This is a genomic window from Photobacterium sp. Hal280 (genome assembly GCF_037162255.1).
In the GTDB taxonomy this organism is placed as follows: Bacteria; Pseudomonadota; Gammaproteobacteria; order Enterobacterales; family Vibrionaceae; genus Photobacterium.
The window spans coordinates 1062748-1083553 of record NZ_JARLUO010000005.1; the positions used below are offsets into that span (position 1 = coordinate 1062748).

General features: G+C 53.1%; 21 protein-coding genes, 3 tRNA genes and 2 pseudogenes. 19 read left to right on the forward strand and 7 right to left on the reverse strand.

Annotation, left to right across the window (positions count from 1 at the left end; genetic code table 11):
- The first annotated feature begins 4 nt into the window (after positions 1–4).
- Positions 5–2158, forward strand: a complete 2154-nt coding sequence (locus P4S53_RS14345) for an Ig-like domain-containing protein (protein ID WP_337113172.1) — start codon at positions 5–7, stop codon at positions 2156–2158.
- On the forward strand, positions 2134–2655 hold the full coding sequence (locus P4S53_RS14350; RefSeq protein ID WP_337113173.1) for an outer membrane beta-barrel protein: 522 nt from the start codon (positions 2134–2136) through the stop codon (positions 2653–2655). The genes P4S53_RS14345 and P4S53_RS14350 overlap by 25 nt, the downstream gene beginning before the upstream one ends.
- 167 nt (positions 2656–2822) lie before the next feature.
- Here P4S53_RS14350 and amrA read toward each other — a convergent pair whose 3' ends face one another.
- Complete coding sequence (gene amrA / locus P4S53_RS14355; RefSeq protein WP_337114494.1) at positions 2823–3437, reverse strand: AmmeMemoRadiSam system protein A; 615 nt, start codon at positions 3435–3437, stop codon at positions 2823–2825.
- Entirely contained in the window at positions 3391–4194 is an 804-nt protein-coding gene (amrB, locus tag P4S53_RS14360; RefSeq protein WP_337113174.1) for an AmmeMemoRadiSam system protein B, read from the reverse strand. The genes amrA and amrB overlap by 47 nt, the downstream gene beginning before the upstream one ends.
- Positions 4195–4364: 170 nt before the next feature.
- On the opposite strand from amrB, the gene amrS reads away from it, so the two are divergent.
- The 5 genes from amrS (at position 4365) to gloA2 (ending at position 7474) form a co-directional block, all read left to right on the forward strand.
- The gene (gene amrS / locus P4S53_RS14365; protein WP_337113175.1) at positions 4365–5489 is read left to right on the forward strand and encodes an AmmeMemoRadiSam system radical SAM enzyme; all 1125 of its coding nucleotides are present in this window, start codon (positions 4365–4367) and stop codon (positions 5487–5489) included.
- 99 nt (positions 5490–5588) lie between these two features.
- A complete protein-coding gene (locus P4S53_RS14370; protein WP_120510462.1) occupies positions 5589–5888 on the forward strand; it encodes a glutaredoxin domain-containing protein in 300 nt (99 codons plus the stop codon).
- 61 nt (positions 5889–5949) lie between these two features.
- Positions 5950–6402 (forward strand): OsmC family protein, encoded by a 453-nt coding sequence (locus P4S53_RS14375; RefSeq protein ID WP_337113176.1) that lies wholly within the window; start codon positions 5950–5952, stop codon positions 6400–6402.
- On the forward strand, positions 6399–7088 hold the full coding sequence (locus P4S53_RS14380) for an MOSC domain-containing protein (protein WP_337113177.1): 690 nt from the start codon (positions 6399–6401) through the stop codon (positions 7086–7088). Before P4S53_RS14375 ends, P4S53_RS14380 begins: the two co-directional genes overlap by 4 nt.
- Positions 7088–7474 carry an SMU1112c/YaeR family gloxylase I-like metalloprotein gene (gloA2, locus tag P4S53_RS14385; RefSeq protein WP_337113178.1) on the forward strand — a complete coding sequence of 129 codons (387 nt, stop codon included), beginning with the start codon at positions 7088–7090 and terminating at the stop codon, positions 7472–7474. Before P4S53_RS14380 ends, gloA2 begins: the two co-directional genes overlap by 1 nt.
- Before the next feature lie 69 nt (positions 7475–7543).
- Here the strand turns inward: gloA2 and P4S53_RS14390 are convergent, their stop codons facing one another.
- From P4S53_RS14390 to P4S53_RS14400, 3 genes are all read right to left on the reverse strand, one after another.
- Entirely contained in the window at positions 7544–7744 is a 201-nt protein-coding gene (locus P4S53_RS14390; RefSeq protein WP_337113179.1) for a hypothetical protein, read from the reverse strand.
- 223 nt (positions 7745–7967) lie between these two features.
- The gene (locus tag P4S53_RS14395; protein ID WP_337113180.1) at positions 7968–8603 is read right to left on the reverse strand and encodes a LysE family translocator; all 636 of its coding nucleotides are present in this window, start codon (positions 8601–8603) and stop codon (positions 7968–7970) included.
- A gap of 26 nt (positions 8604–8629) precedes the next feature.
- Positions 8630–9286 (reverse strand): alanine--tRNA ligase-related protein, encoded by a 657-nt coding sequence (locus P4S53_RS14400; RefSeq protein ID WP_337113181.1) that lies wholly within the window; start codon positions 9284–9286, stop codon positions 8630–8632.
- A 113-nt stretch (positions 9287–9399) separates the two neighbouring features.
- On the opposite strand from P4S53_RS14400, the gene P4S53_RS14405 reads away from it, so the two are divergent.
- Positions 9400–10311, forward strand: a complete 912-nt coding sequence (locus tag P4S53_RS14405) for a LysR family transcriptional regulator (RefSeq protein WP_337113182.1) — start codon at positions 9400–9402, stop codon at positions 10309–10311.
- A 93-nt stretch (positions 10312–10404) separates the two neighbouring features.
- On the opposite strand, the pseudogene P4S53_RS14410 reads toward P4S53_RS14405, so the two are convergent.
- Positions 10405–11677: pseudogene (locus P4S53_RS14410) on the reverse strand (amino acid deaminase).
- A gap of 169 nt (positions 11678–11846) precedes the next feature.
- Here P4S53_RS14410 and P4S53_RS14415 point away from each other — a divergent pair.
- From P4S53_RS14415 to P4S53_RS14440, 6 genes and pseudogenes are all read left to right on the forward strand, one after another.
- Positions 11847–12708 (forward strand): annotated as a pseudogene (locus P4S53_RS14415) (MurR/RpiR family transcriptional regulator).
- Between the two features lie 61 nt (positions 12709–12769).
- Positions 12770–14209 carry an N-acyl-D-amino-acid deacylase family protein gene (locus P4S53_RS14420; protein WP_337113183.1) on the forward strand — a complete coding sequence of 480 codons (1440 nt, stop codon included), beginning with the start codon at positions 12770–12772 and terminating at the stop codon, positions 14207–14209.
- Positions 14210–14251: 42 nt separating this feature from the next.
- Entirely contained in the window at positions 14252–14644 is a 393-nt protein-coding gene (locus P4S53_RS14425) for a RidA family protein (protein WP_027252576.1), read from the forward strand.
- A gap of 222 nt (positions 14645–14866) precedes the next feature.
- A complete protein-coding gene (locus P4S53_RS14430) occupies positions 14867–16357 on the forward strand; it encodes a sodium:solute symporter family protein (RefSeq protein ID WP_337113184.1) in 1491 nt (496 codons plus the stop codon).
- A 166-nt stretch (positions 16358–16523) separates the two neighbouring features.
- Positions 16524–17444, forward strand: a complete 921-nt coding sequence (locus P4S53_RS14435; protein ID WP_337113185.1) for a sugar kinase — start codon at positions 16524–16526, stop codon at positions 17442–17444.
- A 14-nt stretch (positions 17445–17458) separates the two neighbouring features.
- Complete coding sequence (locus tag P4S53_RS14440; RefSeq protein WP_337113186.1) at positions 17459–18091, forward strand: bifunctional 4-hydroxy-2-oxoglutarate aldolase/2-dehydro-3-deoxy-phosphogluconate aldolase; 633 nt, start codon at positions 17459–17461, stop codon at positions 18089–18091.
- Positions 18092–18151: 60 nt separating this feature from the next.
- Here P4S53_RS14440 and P4S53_RS14445 read toward each other — a convergent pair whose 3' ends face one another.
- Complete coding sequence (locus P4S53_RS14445) at positions 18152–18904, reverse strand: hypothetical protein (RefSeq protein ID WP_337113187.1); 753 nt, start codon at positions 18902–18904, stop codon at positions 18152–18154.
- A 377-nt stretch (positions 18905–19281) separates the two neighbouring features.
- Here P4S53_RS14445 and P4S53_RS14450 point away from each other — a divergent pair.
- The 5 genes from P4S53_RS14450 (at position 19282) to P4S53_RS14470 (ending at position 20722) form a co-directional block, all read left to right on the forward strand.
- Positions 19282–19355: transfer RNA gene (locus P4S53_RS14450), tRNA-Cys, on the forward strand.
- Positions 19356–19358: 3 nt separating this feature from the next.
- Positions 19359–19434 (forward strand) — tRNA-Gly (locus tag P4S53_RS14455).
- A gap of 70 nt (positions 19435–19504) precedes the next feature.
- Positions 19505–19591 (forward strand) — tRNA-Leu (locus P4S53_RS14460).
- Positions 19592–19950: 359 nt separating this feature from the next.
- The gene (locus P4S53_RS14465; RefSeq protein ID WP_337113188.1) at positions 19951–20346 is read left to right on the forward strand and encodes a DUF6973 domain-containing protein; all 396 of its coding nucleotides are present in this window, start codon (positions 19951–19953) and stop codon (positions 20344–20346) included.
- A gap of 10 nt (positions 20347–20356) precedes the next feature.
- Positions 20357–20722: a hypothetical protein gene (locus P4S53_RS14470; protein ID WP_337113189.1), complete on the forward strand. Its 366-nt coding sequence runs from the start codon at positions 20357–20359 to the stop codon at positions 20720–20722.
- Positions 20723–20806 lie beyond the last annotated feature (84 nt).

The following is a 20806-nucleotide window of genomic DNA, read 5'->3' on the forward strand; positions in this document are numbered from 1 at the left end:
TGTGGTGATTGCGTCGGCGGTGAGCCAGCCTCCGACGATTCAGCCCCCGGCTGATATTGAGCTGAACGCAACCGGTTTGTTTACCCGGGTCAATCTGGGCGTTGCCAAAGCCACCGACAGCCAGGGCAGGTCACTGGCTGTCTCTCTGGTGGATCAGGTGCCTGTCTTCAAGCCGGGCAGACATACGGTTTACTGGCGGGCGGTGGATTCGCAGGGCAATGAGTCCCAAGTCAGCCAGCAGGTGGTTCTGCATCCGCGTATCACACTCTCTAAAGATGACCACACCACGGAAGGGACGACACACAGCATCAGTGTGTACCTGAACGGCCCTGCACCTGATTACCCGGTAACGATTCCTTATACCGTATCAGGCAGCAGTGATGCGAGTGATCACACCCTGATTGATGGTGTTCTGGAGATTCAGGAAGGGACGCAAGGTGCGATTGAATTCGAGGTACTGAGCGATGGTCTGCCCGAGGGGCCGGAAACATTGACGGTTACTTTATCCCCCACCCTGAATCTCGGCAGTAAGTCACAATACACGCTGACTATCTCAGAAGAGAATTTAGCGCCAAAAGTGACCACGGCTGTGAGCCAGGATGGTGACTCCCGGCAGATTGTGGATATCTCAGGCGGTCAGGTTACCGTCAGTGCGCAAGTCACAGATCAGAACAGTGGCGACAGCCACAGCTATCTGTGGGAAGCCAGCCACAGTGCGATGGCTAATCTCAGCACGGACGACGAACACTTTATCTTTGCACCGGATGGGCTGACTCAGGGAGTATACAGCCTGAAACTGACCGTCACTGACAGCGGAACGCCGGCTCAGTCTGTGGTGAAACAAATCTACCTGGAGGCTGTGACTCAGTTACCCCAGTTAGGCAGCGAGGACAGCGATGGCGATCTGCTGCCTGATAATCTGGAAGGCTTTACCGACAGTGACGAAGACGGCATTCCGGATTATCTGGACATGGCGGCAGACTGTAATGTCATCCCCGAGCAGGTTCAGTTATCAGGCCGTTATCTGCTGGAAGGCGATCCGGGTGTTTGCCTGCGTAAAGGGGTGACGGTGGCAGGAAATCAGACCGGAGGCGTACAACTGCTGGCCAGTGAAATCCCGCCAGATGCCGAGGTCAGAAACATCGGTGGTGTGTTTGACTTTATCGCGCATGGTTTGCCGGTCGCCGGTCAGAGTTATCAGGTGGTACTGCCGCAACGCTTACCCATACCGGCAAACGCAGTCTATCGCAAATACACAGAGAGTCAGGGTTGGAAAAACTTTGTCACGGATGCGCAGAACCTTGTCTTTTCTGCCCAGGGTGAAGCCGGTTACTGTCCGCCTCCGGGCGACAGTCAGTGGCAGGCCGGATTGCAGGAAGGGTATTGGTGCGTGCAGCTCACCATAGAAGATGGCGGGCCGAATGATGATGACGGCCAGGCCAATGGCAGCGTGATGGATCCGGGCGGTGTCGGTGTCCCCCTGAGTGCGAATCTGTCGCCATCGGCGGTGGATGATGCTGTATTACTGAACCGGAACGGAAACATCACGATCGATGTGCTGACCAATGATACCGATGCCAACAATGATCCCTTGTCAGTGATGGCTGCCTTGGTTGATTTTGGTGTCGTCAATCTGACGGCGAATCAGATCCACTATGCCGCTCCCGATGGTTTCTATGGCGTTGCGACCATCAGTTACAGTATTTCAGACGGGGCTGGCGGTACGGCGAATGCGGAAGCGAAAGTGACCGTGCTGAACAGCGATTACCCGGTGGCTGTGGATGATGTTATCGAGACTGACGATAAAACAGCCGTGGTCATTGCTGTACTGGACAATGATACCGATGCCGACGGTGACCGTTTGTCCGTCATCTCCGCGATAACCACGCGAGGCACAGTCAGGATGAACAGCGACCAGAGCCTGACATTTACACCCGAAGTCGGTTACGAAGGAGAAAGTATCATTACTTACCACATCGCGGATGCAACTGGCCTGCAAGCCAGTGCGCAGGTACGAGTGAGCACCAGGCTCAGTGAGGGCACAGAAGTGAAAAACCGGGCTGGAGGGGCGGTCACTGCCCTGATGCTGGTATTACTCGGCGGTTTGGCCGTTATCCGTCGCAGGGGGGACGCTTGCTTGCGCTGGTATTGGCACTGATCAGCTTGAACAGCCAGGCAGCCTGGTTTGTCGATGCCGAACTTGGGGTGAGTGAAGCCAGCGAGCGCAATACGCAACCGGCGGAGACCCTGGTTTCACAAGATGACAGCGACACGGCTGTGTCACTGGGGGTGGGCTACGAAACCCGGCATCACTGGCTGTTGACGGCCCGCTATCTGGATCAGGGTGACGGCAAGGCCACACTCAAGCCAACCAGCGCAGTCTCTGCTGACTATCATCAGAGCGTGGTCAAGGCCACCCCTGTGCTGACCTCGGGTGTGGCGCTGGATGTGCGCTATCCCGTGGTGTCTGATCAGGGGTTCCGCTTTTTAGTCGGTGGCGGTGTTTACCGCTGGGAAGCGGATTACAGCAGTACGTTTCAGGGGCAGACAATCCGTTCATCTGATTGGGGCGTGGATCCGTATCTGACTGCCGGGCTGGATTATCGTATCGCACCGGCATGGCGGGTCGGGGGAAATTCAATCGATATTTTATAGATATCAACGATGTCAGCCAGATCACCTTGACGCTGAGTTACCAGTTTGGTCAGTAACCTGCAGCTAAACACCCTGGTCAGATAAACGCTAGCCAGAGTAACCATAGCCAGAGAAACCCAATGCTGGCGTCTGTCAGCATTGGGGGTTAGACCGGTGACTCGATTCACTCACACAAACTGAGAGAAATACTTCCCTTTGATTTGGGTCGTGGTGAAGGTTTTTACTCTGACATTGGGTGACCAGTGGTTGATCGGCCAGCCCGCTTTTTGTTTCAGCGCTTTGAGAAAGGCAGCCGGCGAGGCCAGTTTATGCCATACCTGAGGCAAAAAGACTGCCTGTGAATGGTGCTCGGTCAGGATCACGCCCACTTTATGCTCTTCAAGATAGGCGATCAGCGCGTCTTCGGAATCGACCTGCAGCAGTTTAGGATCGGAAAGTACTGAAATTTCTATGGTCAGGCTGCTGAGCTGATCTTCGGTCAGTGGCATGAAGCGTCTGTCCTGATAGGCGCTGTCTCTGGCTTTGTTGTGCACTTCAAGGACCAGAGGCTCATTGGCGGTCACAGTCCCCAGACAGCCCTGCAATTCGCCGTCGACTTCCAGGGTTACAAAGCATGCACCGTTAGCGAGTAATTTGCGATTGTATAAATCCAGTTGCGGTGGTCGCGGCAAGGCTTCAGAGAAATGGCTGCGAATGGCCTCTCTGGCGATATCCAGCAGTTGGGTCATTTCGCCTTTATTCAGGGCCGGTTTGGGTGGTGGCGGACACGAGGTAACTGACATATCCAACGACTCTCTCCTTATCTCCGGCTTCTGTGTCGCCGGAATTTTTGTATTCTATTTGTGTTAAGAAATAGCCTCTTTGCTTTGCCAGTAATAACAAGGTGTTGATCCCGGTAGACCCGCAGGCTTGCTGCGGTGTCAGACTGGGGTCGAACGTTTCGATCACTGTCAGGGTATGGTGATCGATATCCTGTGCATCTGCATAGGGGTGGTAATGGCTCAGATCGCTGCTGATCACCAGCAGGGTGTCGTCCTGCCACAGGGGATCGATCATCTCTGCCAGCCTGGTTGGTGCAATGCGACTGGTCAGAATCGGCAGCAAGGTAAACGCAGAAAGGCAGCTTTGCAGGAAAGGTAACTGTACTTCCAGACAATGCTCCAGTTCGTGTATGCGATCTGATATCTCAATATCATTCAAATGCGACAGCTTTTCAACACCTTGTAAGTCGATTTTGACTTCACCTAACGGTGTGGCGAAATACTGGTCAGCAGGCAGGGCACAGCCGTCGAACGCATAATGGTGGCTGGGGCCAATCAAAATCACTTTGCGATACTGACTGTGCGCTTTTTTCAGCCAGCGAAAAGCATTGGCCGCCACTTTTCCGGAGAACATGTATCCGGCGTGCGGCACGATCAGCGCCCTGGGCATCAGCTCAGGGTTACAGGGTTCAGCAAACCATTGCTGGATCTGTTTTCTCAGCCCGAGCGGTGAAGCCTGATAAAACCGTCCAGCCACGGCGGGAGCGCGAATGCTCATTGTCTGGCCTTTGTTCTGGGTGATGACTGCAACAAGGTCACGCACCGCTTGCAGGCAAGAACAGTGCGCTACCAACTATAGTTAAGTATAGGAAGGAATCATGACCGGGCAGTTACCAGAACTGTTACCAGCGCCGTTTCCAGAAAACCAACCGGACAGCAAGCACCGCCATGTCACGACTGAACCCCGCACCGACAGGACAGATTGAAACAGGAAGCCGCTCAGCTGACAGCTGGCCGACTGAGTTCTGGCATCCGCTGGATGATGGCCGGGTGGTGTGTGACGTTTGCCCGCGGCATTGCCGGTTGCGTGAGGGCAAGCGCGGTGCCTGCTTTGTACGTATGGCGGAGCATGGCCAGATCGTGCTGACCAGCTATGGGCGTTCGAGCGGTTTTTGCATTGATCCGATTGAGAAAAAACCGCTGAATCATTTCTATCCCGGCAGCTCAGTGTTGTCGTTCGGTACGGCGGGCTGCAATCTGGGCTGTAAATTCTGTCAGAACTGGAGCATCAGCAAATCGCGTGAAATCGATACCTTAGGCGCAACGGCCATGCCGGAGCAGATTGCCCGGGCGGCCAAGGCGTATGGCTGTGACTCGATAGCCTTCACTTACAACGATCCGGTGATTTTCATGGAATACGCCATGGACTGTGCGCAGGCTTGTCATGCGCATGGCATCCACAGTGTGGCGGTGAGTGCCGGTTATATCTGTGATGCCCCCCGGCAGGCGTTCTACCGCCAGATGGATGCGGCGAATATCGATCTGAAAGCCTTCACTGAGCACTTTTATCATAAAATCTGCAGCGGCCATCTGGCCCCTGTGCTCGATACCCTGTTGTACCTGCGTCACGAAACCCGGGTGTGGTTTGAAATCACCACCTTGCTGATCCCGGGCGAGAATGACAGCCCGGCCGAAATCGCTGCCATGTCCCGCTGGCTGATGGACAACCTCGGCCCGGATGTGCCTTTGCACTTCAGCGCTTTTCATCCGGATTTTAAAATGATGGATACGCCGCCGACTCCGCCGGCCACGGTTCTGCAGGCCAGGCGGATTGCGCTGGAGGCCGGTCTGCATTATGTCTATGTCGGGAATATGTTCGATGAGGCTGGCGACAGCACTTATTGCCCGGGTTGTGGTCAGCGGGTGATTGCGCGCAACTGGTATGCGCTGGGTGATTATGATCTGACCGAGACCGGCTGCTGCAAACATTGCGGTTTTCATCTGGCAGGACGGTTTACGGCCTACCATGGCAGCTTCGGCCGCAGACGGATTCCAATCCGTATCCGTGCCTGAAAGCGGATAAAACCAGCAAGTCGGGCGTTGAGATTTTACTCCTGTGCCGCTTTGCATTATCTTACCGTTTTTCCCGGTACCCAACAGAGAACGGCCCGCATGACGATTGAAGAATTACACCAGTTTCAGAATCTGGTCATTACCCAACCTAACTGTCCTTACTGTGTGAGAGCGAAAGCGATTCTGGATGATCGCGGGACTGACTATACCACGCTGGTACTGGGCCAGAATTTGGAAAAAACCGAGATGATTGCTTTTATCGAGCAAGTGGCCGGCACCACAGTACGCACTGTGCCCCAAATCATCCTGGACGGTAAATATATCGGAGGTCACGATGATCTGGTTGCCTTTTTAGAGCGGCAGGTCGAAGCCGATGCACTCGGTGATTTCGAATTGTGATCAGCAAGGCTCCCGTTGGGAGCCTTTTCTTTATTGATTAACTATTCATTAGGAGGTCGGTATGAGTTTTAACGTCAAAGTTGCCTGGCAGGGTAACTCTCAGCCGGGTGAAGCATTCAGCCGGGATCATCAGATCCAGTTTGGCAGCGGGCAAGCGCTTAAGGCTTCATCTGCGCCGGATTTCAACGGCAGTGCCGATAAGGTCAACCCGGAAGAAAGCCTGATGGCGGCCCTGTCGTCCTGTCACATGCTGACTTTCCTGGCGATTGCTCATCTCAAGCGATTGCCGGTTGCCAGTTACCAGGACAATGTCACGGCTGAACTGGGCCAGAACGATGTCGGAAAAACCAAAGTGGCCGTGATTGATCTCAACCCTGTCATCACTTTTGTCGACGGTGTCGAGGTATCGCCGGAAGTGCTGGAAAAAATGCACCAGAAAGCGCACGACAACTGTTTTATTGCCAACAGCCTGAATACCACAGTCCGGCTGAACGGAAAGGAGTTCAGCCATTGATTCAGCTTGATACAGCAATTGCATTAACAGGTTTGTACTGCGGAAAAGTGGCGCAGAAATACGGTATCAGAACGGCGATGGCCAAGCAGGCGGTCAGCGGCAAACGCTATCTCTCTGCCACCGGACTGGACGGCGATGAATGCGCCGAGCCTAAATTTCATGGCGGTACGGAAAGGGCGCTGCATCAGTATCCGCTGGAGCATTATGCGTTCTGGCAGCAGCAGTTTCCGGACCGTGACTGGCCAGCCCCCGGAGTGGGAGAAAACATCAGCACCCAGGGCATGACGGAAGAGAATGTGCGGGTCGGTGATCGTTTTCAATGGGGAGAGGCGGTGATAGAAATCAGCCAGCCTCGCTCTCCTTGCTATAAGCTCAGCCGTCGCTGGGAACTGCCGGAATTTTCGGCCGTCATGCAGCAGACAGGTCGCAGTGGCTGGCTGTACCGGGTGATTACGCCGGGATATGTCAGTTGCGATGACCCCTTGGTGCTGATCCGGCAGGGAGAAGACAGGTTCACGGTAAAACGCGTGATGGACTGGTATTTCAATGACCCGATGAATCTGGACAAACTGCGCCTGCTGCAAGAGTGTGAGGCGTTGTCGGTCAGCTGGCGTAATACGGTGGAGAAACGCCTGAAGACAGGCGAGCTCGAAAACTGGCATTACCGTCTGAACGGAGTGGACTGATGCTGAAAGGGCTCCACCACACGGCGATTATCTGTTCCGATTATGCCCGTTCGAAAGCGTTTTACGCCGAACTGCTCGGGTTGGAGATTATCTCTGAACAGTACCGTGAAGCGCGTCAATCCTGGAAGCTCGACTTAGCCCTGCCGGACGGCAGTCAGCTTGAGCTGTTCTCTTTTCCCGGCGCGCCGCCAAGGCCAAGTTACCCTGAAGCTCAGGGACTCAGGCACCTTGCTTTTGCCGTTGAGTCAGTGGAAACCGTGGCGCATTGGCTCAACGAGAAGGGGATTGCGACTGAACAGGTTCGTATCGATGAACTGACAGGGAAAGCCTTTACGTTTTTCCGTGATCCGGATGGTTTACCGCTTGAGCTGTACGAATGCGAATGAAGGGGTATTGTTCCGCATTGAAGCACGGGCTACCCGGGTAGCCCGTTGTCTTGTGTAGTGTGCAGTTGATTACGACAGGGCGTAGCCAATCAGGCTGGCAAAAATAATGCAAGCCCCGCCAAAGACGCCGTATTCGACGCGCTTTTCAACGATACAATCCACTTCTTCTTTTTGAACGGTCAGCATGCTGAAGACGCAGCCTCCCGCCAGAGCAACGGCCAGTACGCCCAGACTGAACAGACCGGCCTGGACGAAATCAATAAACGCCATATCAATCCTCTTTGATGAGCCCAAGGTGTATGCATGCTTGTTGTTGGCCTTCCTGGCGGCTGGCCAGGGACGAACTGCACGTCTTATCCCAACCGGAACATTACCCGGATTGGTCGTTATTTCGGGGCGCATGATACACCTTCTGGCCGCAAGTGTAATCCCGGAGGATGTAATCAAGGATGACAAAGGTGTAAAGGTTAAGCGGTTGTTTGCCTGCCGATTTTCACACCAAGGCCAGCCTTGCCGCGAAGGCAATCAGGACGACACCCAAAGTGCGCTCAATCACGTGCATCTGGCGGTGAAACCACAGCCGGGCTTTTTCGGCGGAAAACAACAGGCTGACCAGCACAAACCACAAAGCGGTGACGGCACACATCCAGACACCGTAGAAAATCTGAATCGTCAGTGGCGTATCCAGGCTGACCACATTGGTGATAATGGCCAGAAAAAACAGGGTGGCTTTCGGGTTGGTGGCATTGGTCAGAAACCCGATGCCGAATGCGCGACGCAGCGTCTGATGGCCTGATTCTGATGTTGCATCGATCGCCGGGGCGTCGCTGGTGGCTGGTTGGCTGCGGCATAACTGCACGCCGAGATAGACAAGGTACGCGGCGCCCAGCAGCTTGGCGGCGATCAACAGCCATTCTGAAGTATGCATGATGGCGCTCACGCCCAGCAGGGTATAGAGCACGTGAACCGACAGTCCCGCACCGATACCGAAGGCGGTCACGATACCGTGTCGGCGGCCGAACTTCAGGCTCTGGCGGACTGTCATGACAAAATCGGGGCCGGGGGCAACAACGGCCATAAAATGGATCAGCGCCAGGGAAATAAATTCAGGCCAGTATTCATTGAACATCAGCAATATCCTTCTGCTTGTTGGACTCAGCCCCTATCAGCAATCTGATAGCGAACCTGAAGCTTACCTTTTTTCAGCTTGGTTGAAACCTGTACATTGGCCGGGATCTCGCTGGTGGTCGCGACATGGGTGCCGCCGCAGGGCCAGGCCATCAAATCACCAAAGGCAACCCAGCGTGTACCATCCGCTTCTGTGTGCGAGCGCATGGGCAGATCGGCCGCAATCAGCCGGGTCAGGTGCTGTAATATAGTGAGTTCGTCCAGTTCAACAACATGATCACGGGGCGAAAATTCGACCCGGCACTCGTTCGGCCAGTGGTGGGCTTTCTCGGGTTGCCAGCCATTTTGCTGACCGATATTGCCAATCAGATGACCCAGACTGTGCAGTATGCTGTGGGTATTTCTGGGTTCTTTATCCATAGCAATCGTGACGATGCCCGTCGGCAGCGGCTGGTTGATCACATGCTGGATAATGTCTCCCTCTTTTTTGGTGTGCAGGACTTGCGCCCGCTCACCGCAATGGGTGGTAATGCGGCCGGTGTCGCCGGGCTGGCCACCGCCTTGCGGATGAAAGACGGTTTTGTCCAGCACGGCAATCCAATGGTCACTTTCCTGATAGCAGGCGAGTAACTCGGCCTCACAGTGAAGGGCATGTGAATCCAGGTATAAGGCTTGTGTTGTCATCTTGTGCTTCCCTGTCCGCTTGTCTGTCATTCATTGTAATCGTGGCTGCACTACATGATAATCCATCATCAATTCAAATAACTTTTGCGCAGAGCGCATGAATCAGAGGCGGCATGAGCAGCAACAAACACATTGGCTTAATGCAGGACATGGCGATTTTTGTGTCTGTGGTGAAAACCGGCAGTTTTTCCGAATCCGCCAGATTATTGGGTGTGTCGCCTTCTGCGGTCAGCCGCGCCATCAAGCAACTGGAGCAGCAACTGGGTGTGTGTTTGTTGCAGCGCACCACACGCAAACTGCGGTTGAGTGAAACCGGCCGGACCGTGTATGAGCGCTGTCTGCAGCTGGATGACACCGCACGAGAGGTGCTGGCACTGTGTGAAAGCCAGGACAGCTCGGCCCGTGGTGTGGTGAAAGTGGCTGCGCCCAAAGCTGTTGCGCATTCACTGATTCATCCTTATGTGGCGGAGTTTCTCAGTCTGTATCCGGACATCGATGTGCACCTGGTGCTGGATGATCAGGCGCTGGATCTGATTGAACAGGAGATCGATATCCTGTTCAGAATCACCCGCCAGCCGCCGCAGGGACTGATAGGGCGCAGCCTGATGCCGATCGATCATGTGCTGTGCGCGTCACCGGATTATCTGAGTCGCAGAGGGACGCCGACCCACCCCAAAGCGCTGACGCAGCACAGCTGTATTTCGCTGGGAGAAAACGATGCAGATTCAAAATGGCGCTTCAGGCAGGGCGAAAGCCGGCTGACAGTGCCTGTGACCGGTCGTTACCGCGCCAACCATTCCCGTGTGCGGCTGGAAGCGGCAGAGCAGGGCATCGGTATTGCCAGCCTGCCGGTGTTTGTGGCAGAAGCGGGCATCGCCAATGGCAGCATCAGGCAGGTATTGCCGGATTGGGAATTTGAAACCGCCTACACAGGTGATTTGTGGATGCTGTACCCCGCAACACGGCATATCCCGGCGAAAGTCAGCCTGTTTGCCGATTATATCGTGGGTAAGCTGGGTCGCTGAGTATGTGCGGATGCAGTGTGCCATTACCGGCACAGGCATCACGGAAAAACAGCCACCCGAGGGCGGCTGCAGCGTCATGGTCTGAAACCGTGATCAGAAGCGGGTATCCACGAAATGCGTCACTGTATCTGTATCATCGGCAACACAGATGTAACGCCACTTGTCGAAGGTCAGGCAGGGATGCGAGGTTGAGAACACCAGAATATCCCCGACTTTGAGATCGCAACCGGCCGGCACATTGACAAAGGTATGCTGGTCCATGATCGCGGTCGTTTCCAGTCCCTGAATATTGAGGGGCTGACCGTCGCGGAATCCGCGCTCAACCAGCGGCAGCCCGGCATCAAAAGCCACATCCCGTTTGCCCATGCCGATCACGGCTTTACAGGCTTCAGGCACAGACAGCACATAGGCCCACAGTTCAAGGGCAGATTCCAGATCACCGCCCAGCTCGCAGGCATAGCCCTGATTGCGTCTTGCCCGGGACATGACCTGCTGCTGGGCATCCTGATAAATCCCTGTGTCGTGGATCAGATAACACCCCGGACGTATGATGGCCGTTAAGTGCGGATGCGCGGAAAATTCATCGGCCACGATGTCGTACCAGGCAGAACCTGCCCCTGTGACAATCGGGCTGTCGGCTGTGATCAGTTTTTTCTCGGTCAGCTGTTCGACCAGCATCACGGCATCGCGCAGAAACAGCCGGATTTTATCTTCAGCATCCGCCCCGTGGATCACCCCTTCGTAAACCTCCAGCCCGTATAAAGTCAGGCCTTTGGCCGCTTGAATGAAACCGGCCAGCGTCTCGACTTCTTGGTGATTACGGCACCCACATCGCCCGCCAGGGACACCGTATTCAATCAGCACATTGAGTGTGAGAGATGCTTCCGAAAAAGTGGCTCAGTTGCGCAGCGTTTTCACAAGAGTCGACACAGCAGTAAAATTGCGCGCCGTGCTGGCGCATCAGCCGGGCAATCAGTGCCATGTTGGCTTTGCCGACCAGCTGATTGGCCATCAGAATGTGCCTGGCGCCCGCAATCGCTGCGGTCTCTGCCTGGGCTGGGGTCGCAACCGTAATTCCCCAGGCACCGGCTTCCAGCTGCTCTGAAAACAAGGCCGGTGTCATAGTGGTTTTACCGTGCGGCGACAATTTCACCTGATGATGATTGGCGAACTGCTGCATCCAGTTCAGGTTGTTGTGGATCGCCGATTTCCGGATCACGGCGGCAGGCAGGCAGATTTCTTCGTGAATCAGGCTGTATTGACCGTCACTTTTTTCATCTACCCACACACCTTTGGTGCCGGCAGGAAAGATTTTGTGATCGAATTCTTGGTATTTACTAACATGCTTTTTGTTTGCTTGAGGCATTGGTTATTCTCCTAACATAGCCTTTAGGCCTTGCCACATATGGTTTGTGGCATGTTGATAGTATTCCTGATGTTAGAAACTATCAAACAATACGAGATGAATTGTGCGGTTTCTCACTGTTTATGACCGCCCGTCTTACTAGTATTCACCCCATAGAGGAAAGGCAGCCGTGACCATTGAAGTGGACATCGTGTCCAGAATTACAGAGTGCTTCCCTCAATTAAGAGAAGCAGAAAAAAGTCGCCCGCCTGGTGATGGACGATTTAAGTGATGCAGCGTCAGCCAGCATCACAGAACTGGCTGAAGAAGCCGGTGTCAGCGAAGCCACGATCACCCGTTTTGCTAAAGCGGTGGGTTGTAAAAATGTGCGCGACCTGAAAATGAAGCTGGCCCAGTCGCTGGCGGTAGGGCAGAGATTCATCCATGAAAGTCCGGATGAGTCGGGGATCCAGGGGGTGTACGAGTCGATTAAGAACGTCATCAACATCAACCGCAAAATCGTGAACGAGGCGGATGTCGCCCAAGCCGTTGAGATGCTGTTGAATGCGCGCCAGGTTTTGTCCATCGGGATGGGGGGCGGCTCGACCATCATGTCGCAGGAGCTGCAGTTTCGCTTGTTCCGCATCGGTTTTGCTGTCAGTGCGTACAACGATGGGCTGCTGGCCCGGATGGTGGCTTCAACGGCCGACAGCAAAGATGTCATGGTTGCCCTGTCAGTGACAGGTTACACGGCTGAAGTGGTTGAACCGGCGTCGATTGCCAAGCAGTACGGCCTGAAGGTGATTGCGATCACCGCACCGGATTCACCGCTGGCAAAGGTCAGTGATGTGGTGCTGCCGCTGGTCACGGATGAAACCGATTTTATTTATAAGCCCTCGGCATCGCGTTACGCCATGATGGCACTGATTGATGTGCTGTCGACTGAACTGGCACTGAGCCAGAAGCGACGCTCCCGTGACAGGCTTCGCCGGTTGAAACTGGCCTTAGACAGTCACAGAGGCGGCGATGATCGCCAGCCGTTGGGAGATTAACCCGCCTGCCTGAGTGATCACGGCATGGTGGTATCCAAGCATACAAAGAGAAGGAAAACGCATGCATTTTGAGACCGTATTCCGCCATGTCACCATTGTTGATGGCACAGGTGCCGAGGCATATCTGGCTGATCTGGCCGTCAAGGATGGCCGCATTGCGGCCATTGGAGATTTAGCGGGCAGTGAAGCGGCGCAGATCATTGATGGTCAGCATCTGGCACTGTCTCCGGGTTTCATTGATGTTCATACCCATGACGACACCAATGTCATTCGTTTTCCCGACTGTCAGCCGAAGATCAGCCAGGGGGTGACCACTGTGATTGTCGGTAACTGTGGTATCAGTGCTTCGCCTGCGATTCTGGCCGGGGATCCGCCGGATCCCATGAATCTGCTGGGCAAACAGCAGGATTTTCAATACCCGACATTTGCCGCTTACGCAGACGCTGTTCGTCAGGCGCAGCCCGCCGTAAATGTGGCAGCGCTGGTCGGTCATACCACGTTGCGCAATAACGTGATGGATGATTTGTACCGCGCTGCCAGCGCGCAGGAAATTTCGGCAATGCAAGCACAGTTAAAACAGGCGATGGAAGCCGGGGCGTTAGGATTAAGCTCCGGTCTGGCTTACGCATCCGCAAAACAGGCACCGACAGAGGAAGTGATGGCGCTGGCAGAAGAGCTGGCGGCATACGGCGGCATCTATACCACTCACATGCGCACCGAGTTTGAACAGATCCTTGATGCCATGGATGAAGCTTTTCGGACCGGTAAGCACGCCAAAGTGCCGGTGGTGATTTCGCATCTGAAATGTGCCGGTGCCGGTAACTGGGGCCGGACAGTCGAAGTTCTGGATCGAATGGAGTCGGCTGCTCAGCGTCAGGAGGTTGCCTGCGATTGCTATCCGTATTCTGCCAGTTCCTCAACCCTGGATCTGAATCAGGTCACAGATGAGTTCGACATCTTTATCACCTGGTCAGAATCCCATCCAGAGCATGCGGGCAAAATGCTGAAAGAGATTGCAGCAACCCTGGGGATGTCGCTGATGGAGACTGCCAAAGCCCTGCAGCCGGCCGGAGCTGTCTATCACTGTATGGATGAAGCCGATGTTGAACGTGTCCTGAAATATCGCCTGACGATGGTGGGTTCAGACGGTCTGCCCAATGATCCGCACCCGCATCCACGCTTATGGGGTGCCTTTCCCCGCGTGCTGGGCTATTACAGCCGGGAGCGCAAGCTGTTCTCTTTAGAGCAGGCGGTCCACAAAATGACGGGTCTGTCGGCGACGCGTTTCGGCCTGAAAGACCGGGGTGTGATTGCACAAGGCGCGCATGCCGATCTGGTGCTGTTTAATCCCAATACCATCAGGGATGCGGCCAGTTTCGAAAACCCGATTGCCGCCGCAGAAGGCATTGAGCTGGTGATGGTGAACGGACAGATCAGTTACCGGCAGGGCCGGGTCAGCCCGCAACGTCATGGTCGCTTTCTGACCAGACAACAATCCTGACTCACACCGAATTTTTAGCAGTAAACCTATTGGAGAACAATTATGACGATCATTCGTTATGGCGTAGAAGGCGGCACAGGCACTGGCGGTCAGCATCTGCCATTTGCACGTGCGACGCAGGCAGGCGGATTCCTGTATGTGTCCGGGCAAACCCCGATGACAGACGGTGAAGTGGTGGAAGGCGGTATTGTTGATCAGTCCCGTCTGGCGATTCAGAACTGTGTCGACATCATGACAGAAGCCGGTTACGGCTTAGAAGATGTGGTGCATGTGAAAGTGGTGCTGACCGATTCACGCTATTTCCAGTCTTTCAATAAAGTCTTCAAAGAGTTTTTTGGCGAGCATCCGCCAGCACGTATCTGCATGGTGTGCGACCTGGTGGTCGATGTAAAAGTCGAAGTGGATGTGACCTGTTACCGTGAAGATCGCCGCTGATTGGCTGAACTTCATTGCAAGATCCGAAGCCTGACAATCAGTAAGACAATCACTCTGATCTGGAATATATCAGACGGAGACAAAGAAAAAGGGCTGGCAAAGTACCAGCCCGTAAAAAGCAAATTACTGCGATACAAAACGCATGAGCAGTAATACATGGGATAACCAAACAGGTTTATCCCCAAGCAAATAAAAGCAATGACGGATTATAAGAGGTATGGAATGAACAGTACACTCTTTCTCACCGGATTCGGTGCATATGTGGTGTTTATGATCTGGCTGGGATGGTTTGTGTCCCGCTCGCAGAAATCGGGTGAAGATTTCCTGCTGGGCGGACGCGGTCTCCCTTTATTCCTGATGTTAGGGACAACAGTCGCGACTATGGTCGGTACCGGCTCCAGTATGGGGGCCGTGGGTTTCGGCTATAACAATGGCTGGGCCGGTGCGCTTTACGGAATTGGCGGTGCGTTGGGTATCCTGCTGCTCGCCTGGTGGTTTGCGCCGGTGCGCAAGCTGAACTTCATGACCATGAGCGAAGAACTGGCTTACTATGTGGGCGCTAACAAAGCGGTTAAAAACGTGGTCGGATTGCTGATCTTCATCGCTTGTATCGGCTGGCTCGGCGCCCATATTCTGGGTGGCGGCCTCTATCTGGCCTGGATTGCCGATATTGATCTGAATACCGCCAAAATCATCATCGCAGCCGCCTTTACGATTTATGTGGTGATCGGCGGTTACACAGCCGTGGTGTGGACGGATACTATCCAGGCCGTGATTCTGTTTGCCGGTTTTATCCTGATGGCTGTGATGTCGGTGAACCAAATCGGTGGGCTGGAAAATCTGTATGCTGCCATGGACCCTGCCGCGGTGAGTCTGTTAGGTATCGAGAAACTGGGCGGTCTGCCTGCACTGTCTCTGGCCACTGTGGTGGGGGTGGGTATCTTAGCCACACCGTCCTTCCGCCAGCGCATTTACTCAGGCAAAAATGTGTCGACCATCCGGCGCTCTTTCGTGATGTCTGGTGTGCTCTACCTGTTCTTCTCTATCATTCCGGCCATCATTGGGATGTCAGCTCATGCGATCAACCCTGAGCTGAACAATGCTAACTATGCCTTCCCGTACATTGCGGCAACGGTATTGCCAGTCGGTATTGGGATGGTCGTGCTGATTGCAGGCCTGTCTGCCACTATGTCCAGCGCCAGCTCAGATGCTATCGCCGGGGTGTCTATCTTGCTGCGCGATGTCTTCATCCTGTTTACCGGCAAAGTGCCGTCCAAAGACAAAATGGTGCTCTACTCGCGTCTGTCGCTGGTGGTTGTGATTGGCATGGCGTTGCTGTTTGCCCTGACATCCAATGACATTATCGGCTATATCACCAAAATGATTTCGACCGTGATGTCAGGCATGTTTGTCTGCGGCATGCTGGGACGCTTCTGGCAACGTTACACCTGGCAGGGCGCATTGGCGACCCTGGCTGGTGCATCAGCGGCTTCTTTTGCCATCATCCTCAATGCAGAGTGGGGCGCTTACTGGGGGAACCCGTGTATTCCGTCTGTGATCACAGCGCTGACAGCCGGTGTCGCCGTCAGCCTGGTCACACCGGCCAATCAGGTCACGCCGGCCCAGGCCAAAGCCATTCTGGATGCTGAGCGTGAGGCGATGGAAAACACTGTTCAGAAGGACATCGGTACGCAAGCTGCTTGTGCGAAATAATTCGCTGAAACTTGTAAAAATGCAGGTCTTTGTGATGAACCAAGGCCTGCATCATGAATTAGGCTTTAATTAGAAGCGGTTAACCTTTGTGATTGGTGTCGGTAAGCAGTACTCAACGCAAAGGGGTTGCCGGATCTAGTGTTTAATCTCATTGAAGGGTACCCGTGTGAAAATCGCATTTTTTGGTGAATGTATGGTCGAGCTCAGCGGCCAGCCACTGCGTCGTACGTTTGGGGGAGACACCTTGAATACGGCGCTGTATTTGTCGCGTTTAGGGCGTTCCCGCCGACTGGATGTCAGCTATGCGACGGCGCTCGGAAAAGACAATATCAGTCAGGATATGTTGTCTGCCTGGCAGGAAGAATATATCGATACGCGGCTGGTGCGGCGTCTGGATGACAAATTGCCCGGATTGTATCTGGTTGAAACCGAACCGAATGGTGAGCGTCATTTTCATTACTGGCGCAACGACAGTGCGGCGAAGTTTTATTTCGCATCAGACGTCACGCCACTGGAAAAGTCGATTGTAAGCAAAGAGTTTGATGTGCTCTATATCAGCGGCATCAGTCTGGCCATTCTGGCGGAAGAAGCCAAAGCCATTCTGATCACCTTACTGGAAAAGCACAAAGCCAACGGCGGTAAAGTCGTCTTCGATAATAACTTCCGTCCGCAATTGTGGACGGCGAAACAGGCACAATACTGGTACAAACAGGTGCTGCCTTTTGTCGATATAGCCCTGATCACCGAAGATGATGACCACAAAGTGTGGGGCCAGAGTGATGTGATCGAACGGTGTCGCGATCTGGGCTGCCACGAGGTGGTCATCAAACGCGGCGCGGCACCTTGTGTGGTGGTAACCGATTTGCAAAACCGCCACCCCGATATGTGCGAAGTGGCAGCCAACCCGGTCGACAATGTCGTCGACACCTGTGCTGCCGGTGATTCCTTTGCGGCCGGATACCTCGCGGGACGCTTCAGCGGTCAAACCGGCAGTGTCGCTGCCGAACTGGGTCATCAGCTGGCCGCCATTGTTATTCAACACCCAGGCGCGATTATTCCGCCTGACGCTATGACAGACATTATGTAAGGAGCTAGAAGTTAATGTCTCAATCCCTGATTGAAAAACTGAAACAATTTAAAGTCATTCCTGTTATCCAGATCAACCGTGTTGAACAGGCCGTCCCTCTGGCGAAAACCCTGGTTGAAAATGGTCTGCCTGTCGCCGAAGTGACTTTCCGTACCGACGCTGCAGCGGAAGCGATCCGTCTGATGCACGAAGCGTATCCGTCGCTGTGTATTGGTGCGGGCACTGTGTTGAATGCTGAGCAGGTTGATCGCGCGCAGGCTGCCGGCGCTGAGTTTATTGTGGCACCGGGTCTCAACCCGAATACGGTTCGCTATTGTCAGGAAAAAGGCATTGCTGTGGTTCCGGGCGTGAATAATCCGAGTCAGATTGAACAGGCGCTGGAGCTGGGGCTGAATTTTCTGAAATTCTTCCCGGCAGAAGCGTCTGGTGGCATCAATATGGTGAAATCTCTGCTGGCGCCTTACGTTGATGTCAGCCTGATGCCAACCGGCGGGATCAGCAAAGCGAATGTTCGCGATTATCTGGCCGTTGACCGCGTACTGTGCTGTGGTGGTACCTGGATGGTGTCTCCGGCACTGATCGACAACGGCGACTGGGATGAAATCGGTCGTCTGGTGCGTGAAGCCGTCGCGCTGGTTCGCGACTAAGACAACATTCCTATCTTGTTTGAGTTGTTTGCCACCCTGAATAGGGTGGCTTTTTTGTTGCTATGTTGCCGATTCTGATACCTGAAAACGGCACTGGGTCAGGTGTCCTCTGGTATCAAATACCAGGGCTAAATTATCGGTTCCGTTCTGGGAGAACTGTGCCATGCAGACGTTTTTTGCCAGTTGTGTCTGGCTGTGCTCGCCGGTACTGATCACCACATCCACGCCCTGAATGGCTTGCAGCAAGGCCGGTGAAACACTGGCCGGATACTGGCTTAATAAAATAATATTTTTGATACCTTTGATCTGAAGGCGGTCGACACTGTTGCGCAGTAACTCAAGATCCTGTTCCTGTAAGCCATTCATTTGATCATGATACGGATTAATTAACGCCAGATAAGCGACCTGCGTATTGCCATACCAGCGAATCAGCGCATCTGCCCGGCCTTTATAGCGGTTATAGGCATACACACCTGTCTCGCTCTGCTTCAGACCAAAATCGATGTTGCTCGCCAATACCGGATAATTTGCCTGTGGCAGTAGGTTGACTGAATCTTTGTATTCTCGCACCTCAGCGGTAATGGCTGTGATATAGGAAAACGGCTGACGTTCCACATTCGGGTTTTGCGCAGAATAAAAGGTGATACCTTCGCTGCTCGGCAGGGTCACGTGATCAAGATCAGCCTGGCTCGGCGAAGGTGGCAACTGGGTCAGAAAGCGAATCTGCAGATGAGCGCTATCCTGCAGATCAGGCGTGCAGCCTGCCAGTAAGGCACACATCAGAGAGAACAGGCAAAAGATGTAACGGTGCATAACAATATCGGAATGTGATCTGGGTCGCTATTTTCTGCTTTTTGCAGAGAAATGACAAGGGGCCAGATAACATGGTGTATGAACCAGTGGCAGAAAAATCGGTAAATACGCAAAAAAAACAGACGACTGCTTTTACCTGTAAAAGAGGCTAACTCCCTCTTGTAGCGCTGAAAACTCAGTCTGAGACCATACGCCATCGGGCAAAAAACGAGAAGAAAAACCCGTTTTGAACGCAAAATAATCACTCAGTTCAAAATGATGAATTTTGCAGTTGACTCGATCTCTCCATTGCGTAGAATGCATCCCGTACCGCAACGGAGGTTAACGACGAAGCGGTCATGGTAGTAAACGATAACCAATTTGGTTCATCAGTTTAAGGCGCGTTGGCAGAGTGGCTATGCAGCGGATTGCAAATCCGTGTACCTCGGTTCGACTCCGGGACGCGCCTCCATTTGCGACACTAGCTCAGTTGGTAGAGCGCAACCTTGCCAAGGTTGAGGTCACGAGTTCGAACCTCGTGTGTCGCTCCAAATTTTAAATCACAACGATAACTTTCGGTGTGATAGATGGTGTCTGACCCATCGCAATCCAGAATTGCGTGCCCTGGTGGTGAAATTGGTAGACACAAGGGATTTAAAATCCCTCGACGTTCGCGTTGTGCCGGTTCAAGTCCGGCCCGGGGCACCATCAAAATCAACGGCTTACAGGCTAACACTTGTAAGCCGTTTTTCTTTGCTTTTGAATCGCTATTCATAACTCAGCACTTAACGGTTTATTCGTCTCCTACTGTGATTTCCCGCCCATATTCATGCTAACCAACACTTTCACTGCCAATATAGTTGTTTTGTCAGTACGTAAACGCCAAGCTAATGATATAAGATAAGTTTCTTATACTTTGTATTAAGGACGTAAGCATAATTAGAGCTAGGCATCGGGCTTGTCAGAGTTAAGAAGTCTTAGCCGGTGAATATTGAAATTGAAATGACAATATTCAGAGCTATAGAAAACGTTCAATACGTATGTATTTGTAAAGATTAGGTTTGGCTATGTCAGCTTTAAACCAATCTGATCGATTGACTAACGCTGAAAAAGATTACGTAAAAAGTAATCCTTTCCATGTGTTTTCAATTAAAAGTGCTAAAGAAAAAGCTTTTGAAGAAACCAGCCAAGAATTTGGTAAGAATGGCAGAAACGATGCGTCGGATGCATTCAGGCATTGCTTCTGGTCTGCCCTTATGGCTCGCGATCTGGGATATATGAATGCGCAGCGATTCACAAATGCTCATGAATCCAGCCCGGATAACCTCTTTATGGAGAAGAAAATGGATCTTCATAACAACGATGTCGGGCTGCGTATCGGAGCAAGAGGCGGAAGTGATAGCTCTCTTTCCAATGCATGTATGGCTGCTCTTCAAGGTGGCGAACTGATGATGATTCAATAGGTCGTTAAGTGTGAAAAAAATTTACCTTCTAACGGCAGCACTGATTCTTTCAGCATGCTCTGAGCAGCAAAGTAATGACGCATTTTTAACCTTGGGTGATCAAGCGTTCAGCCAGAGTGCCTGGAGCGAAGCAGATGAATCGACCAGAGGGACGATGGTATATTCTTTTCTCAAAGAATATAGCGTTACCGGAATGAAAAGCGAAACCTTGATTGATTTGCTTGGTGAGCCAACCGGCTATTATGAGTACGATCATGATCTGTCTTATTTCATTGGCGGAAATGTTCAAAGCCAGTATGGTAAAGGATACTTACTCGTTTTCTTCATCAAAGATGGCATCGTCGATGAGTATCGAACTTTTCCGGCGATTGATTAGTTTGCCGACTTCGGCTTTTTGCTGAAATGACCGCCTTTCCATCCTGTTGCCTTAAGTCCGGTCCGGTATAATCAGGACCGGAAC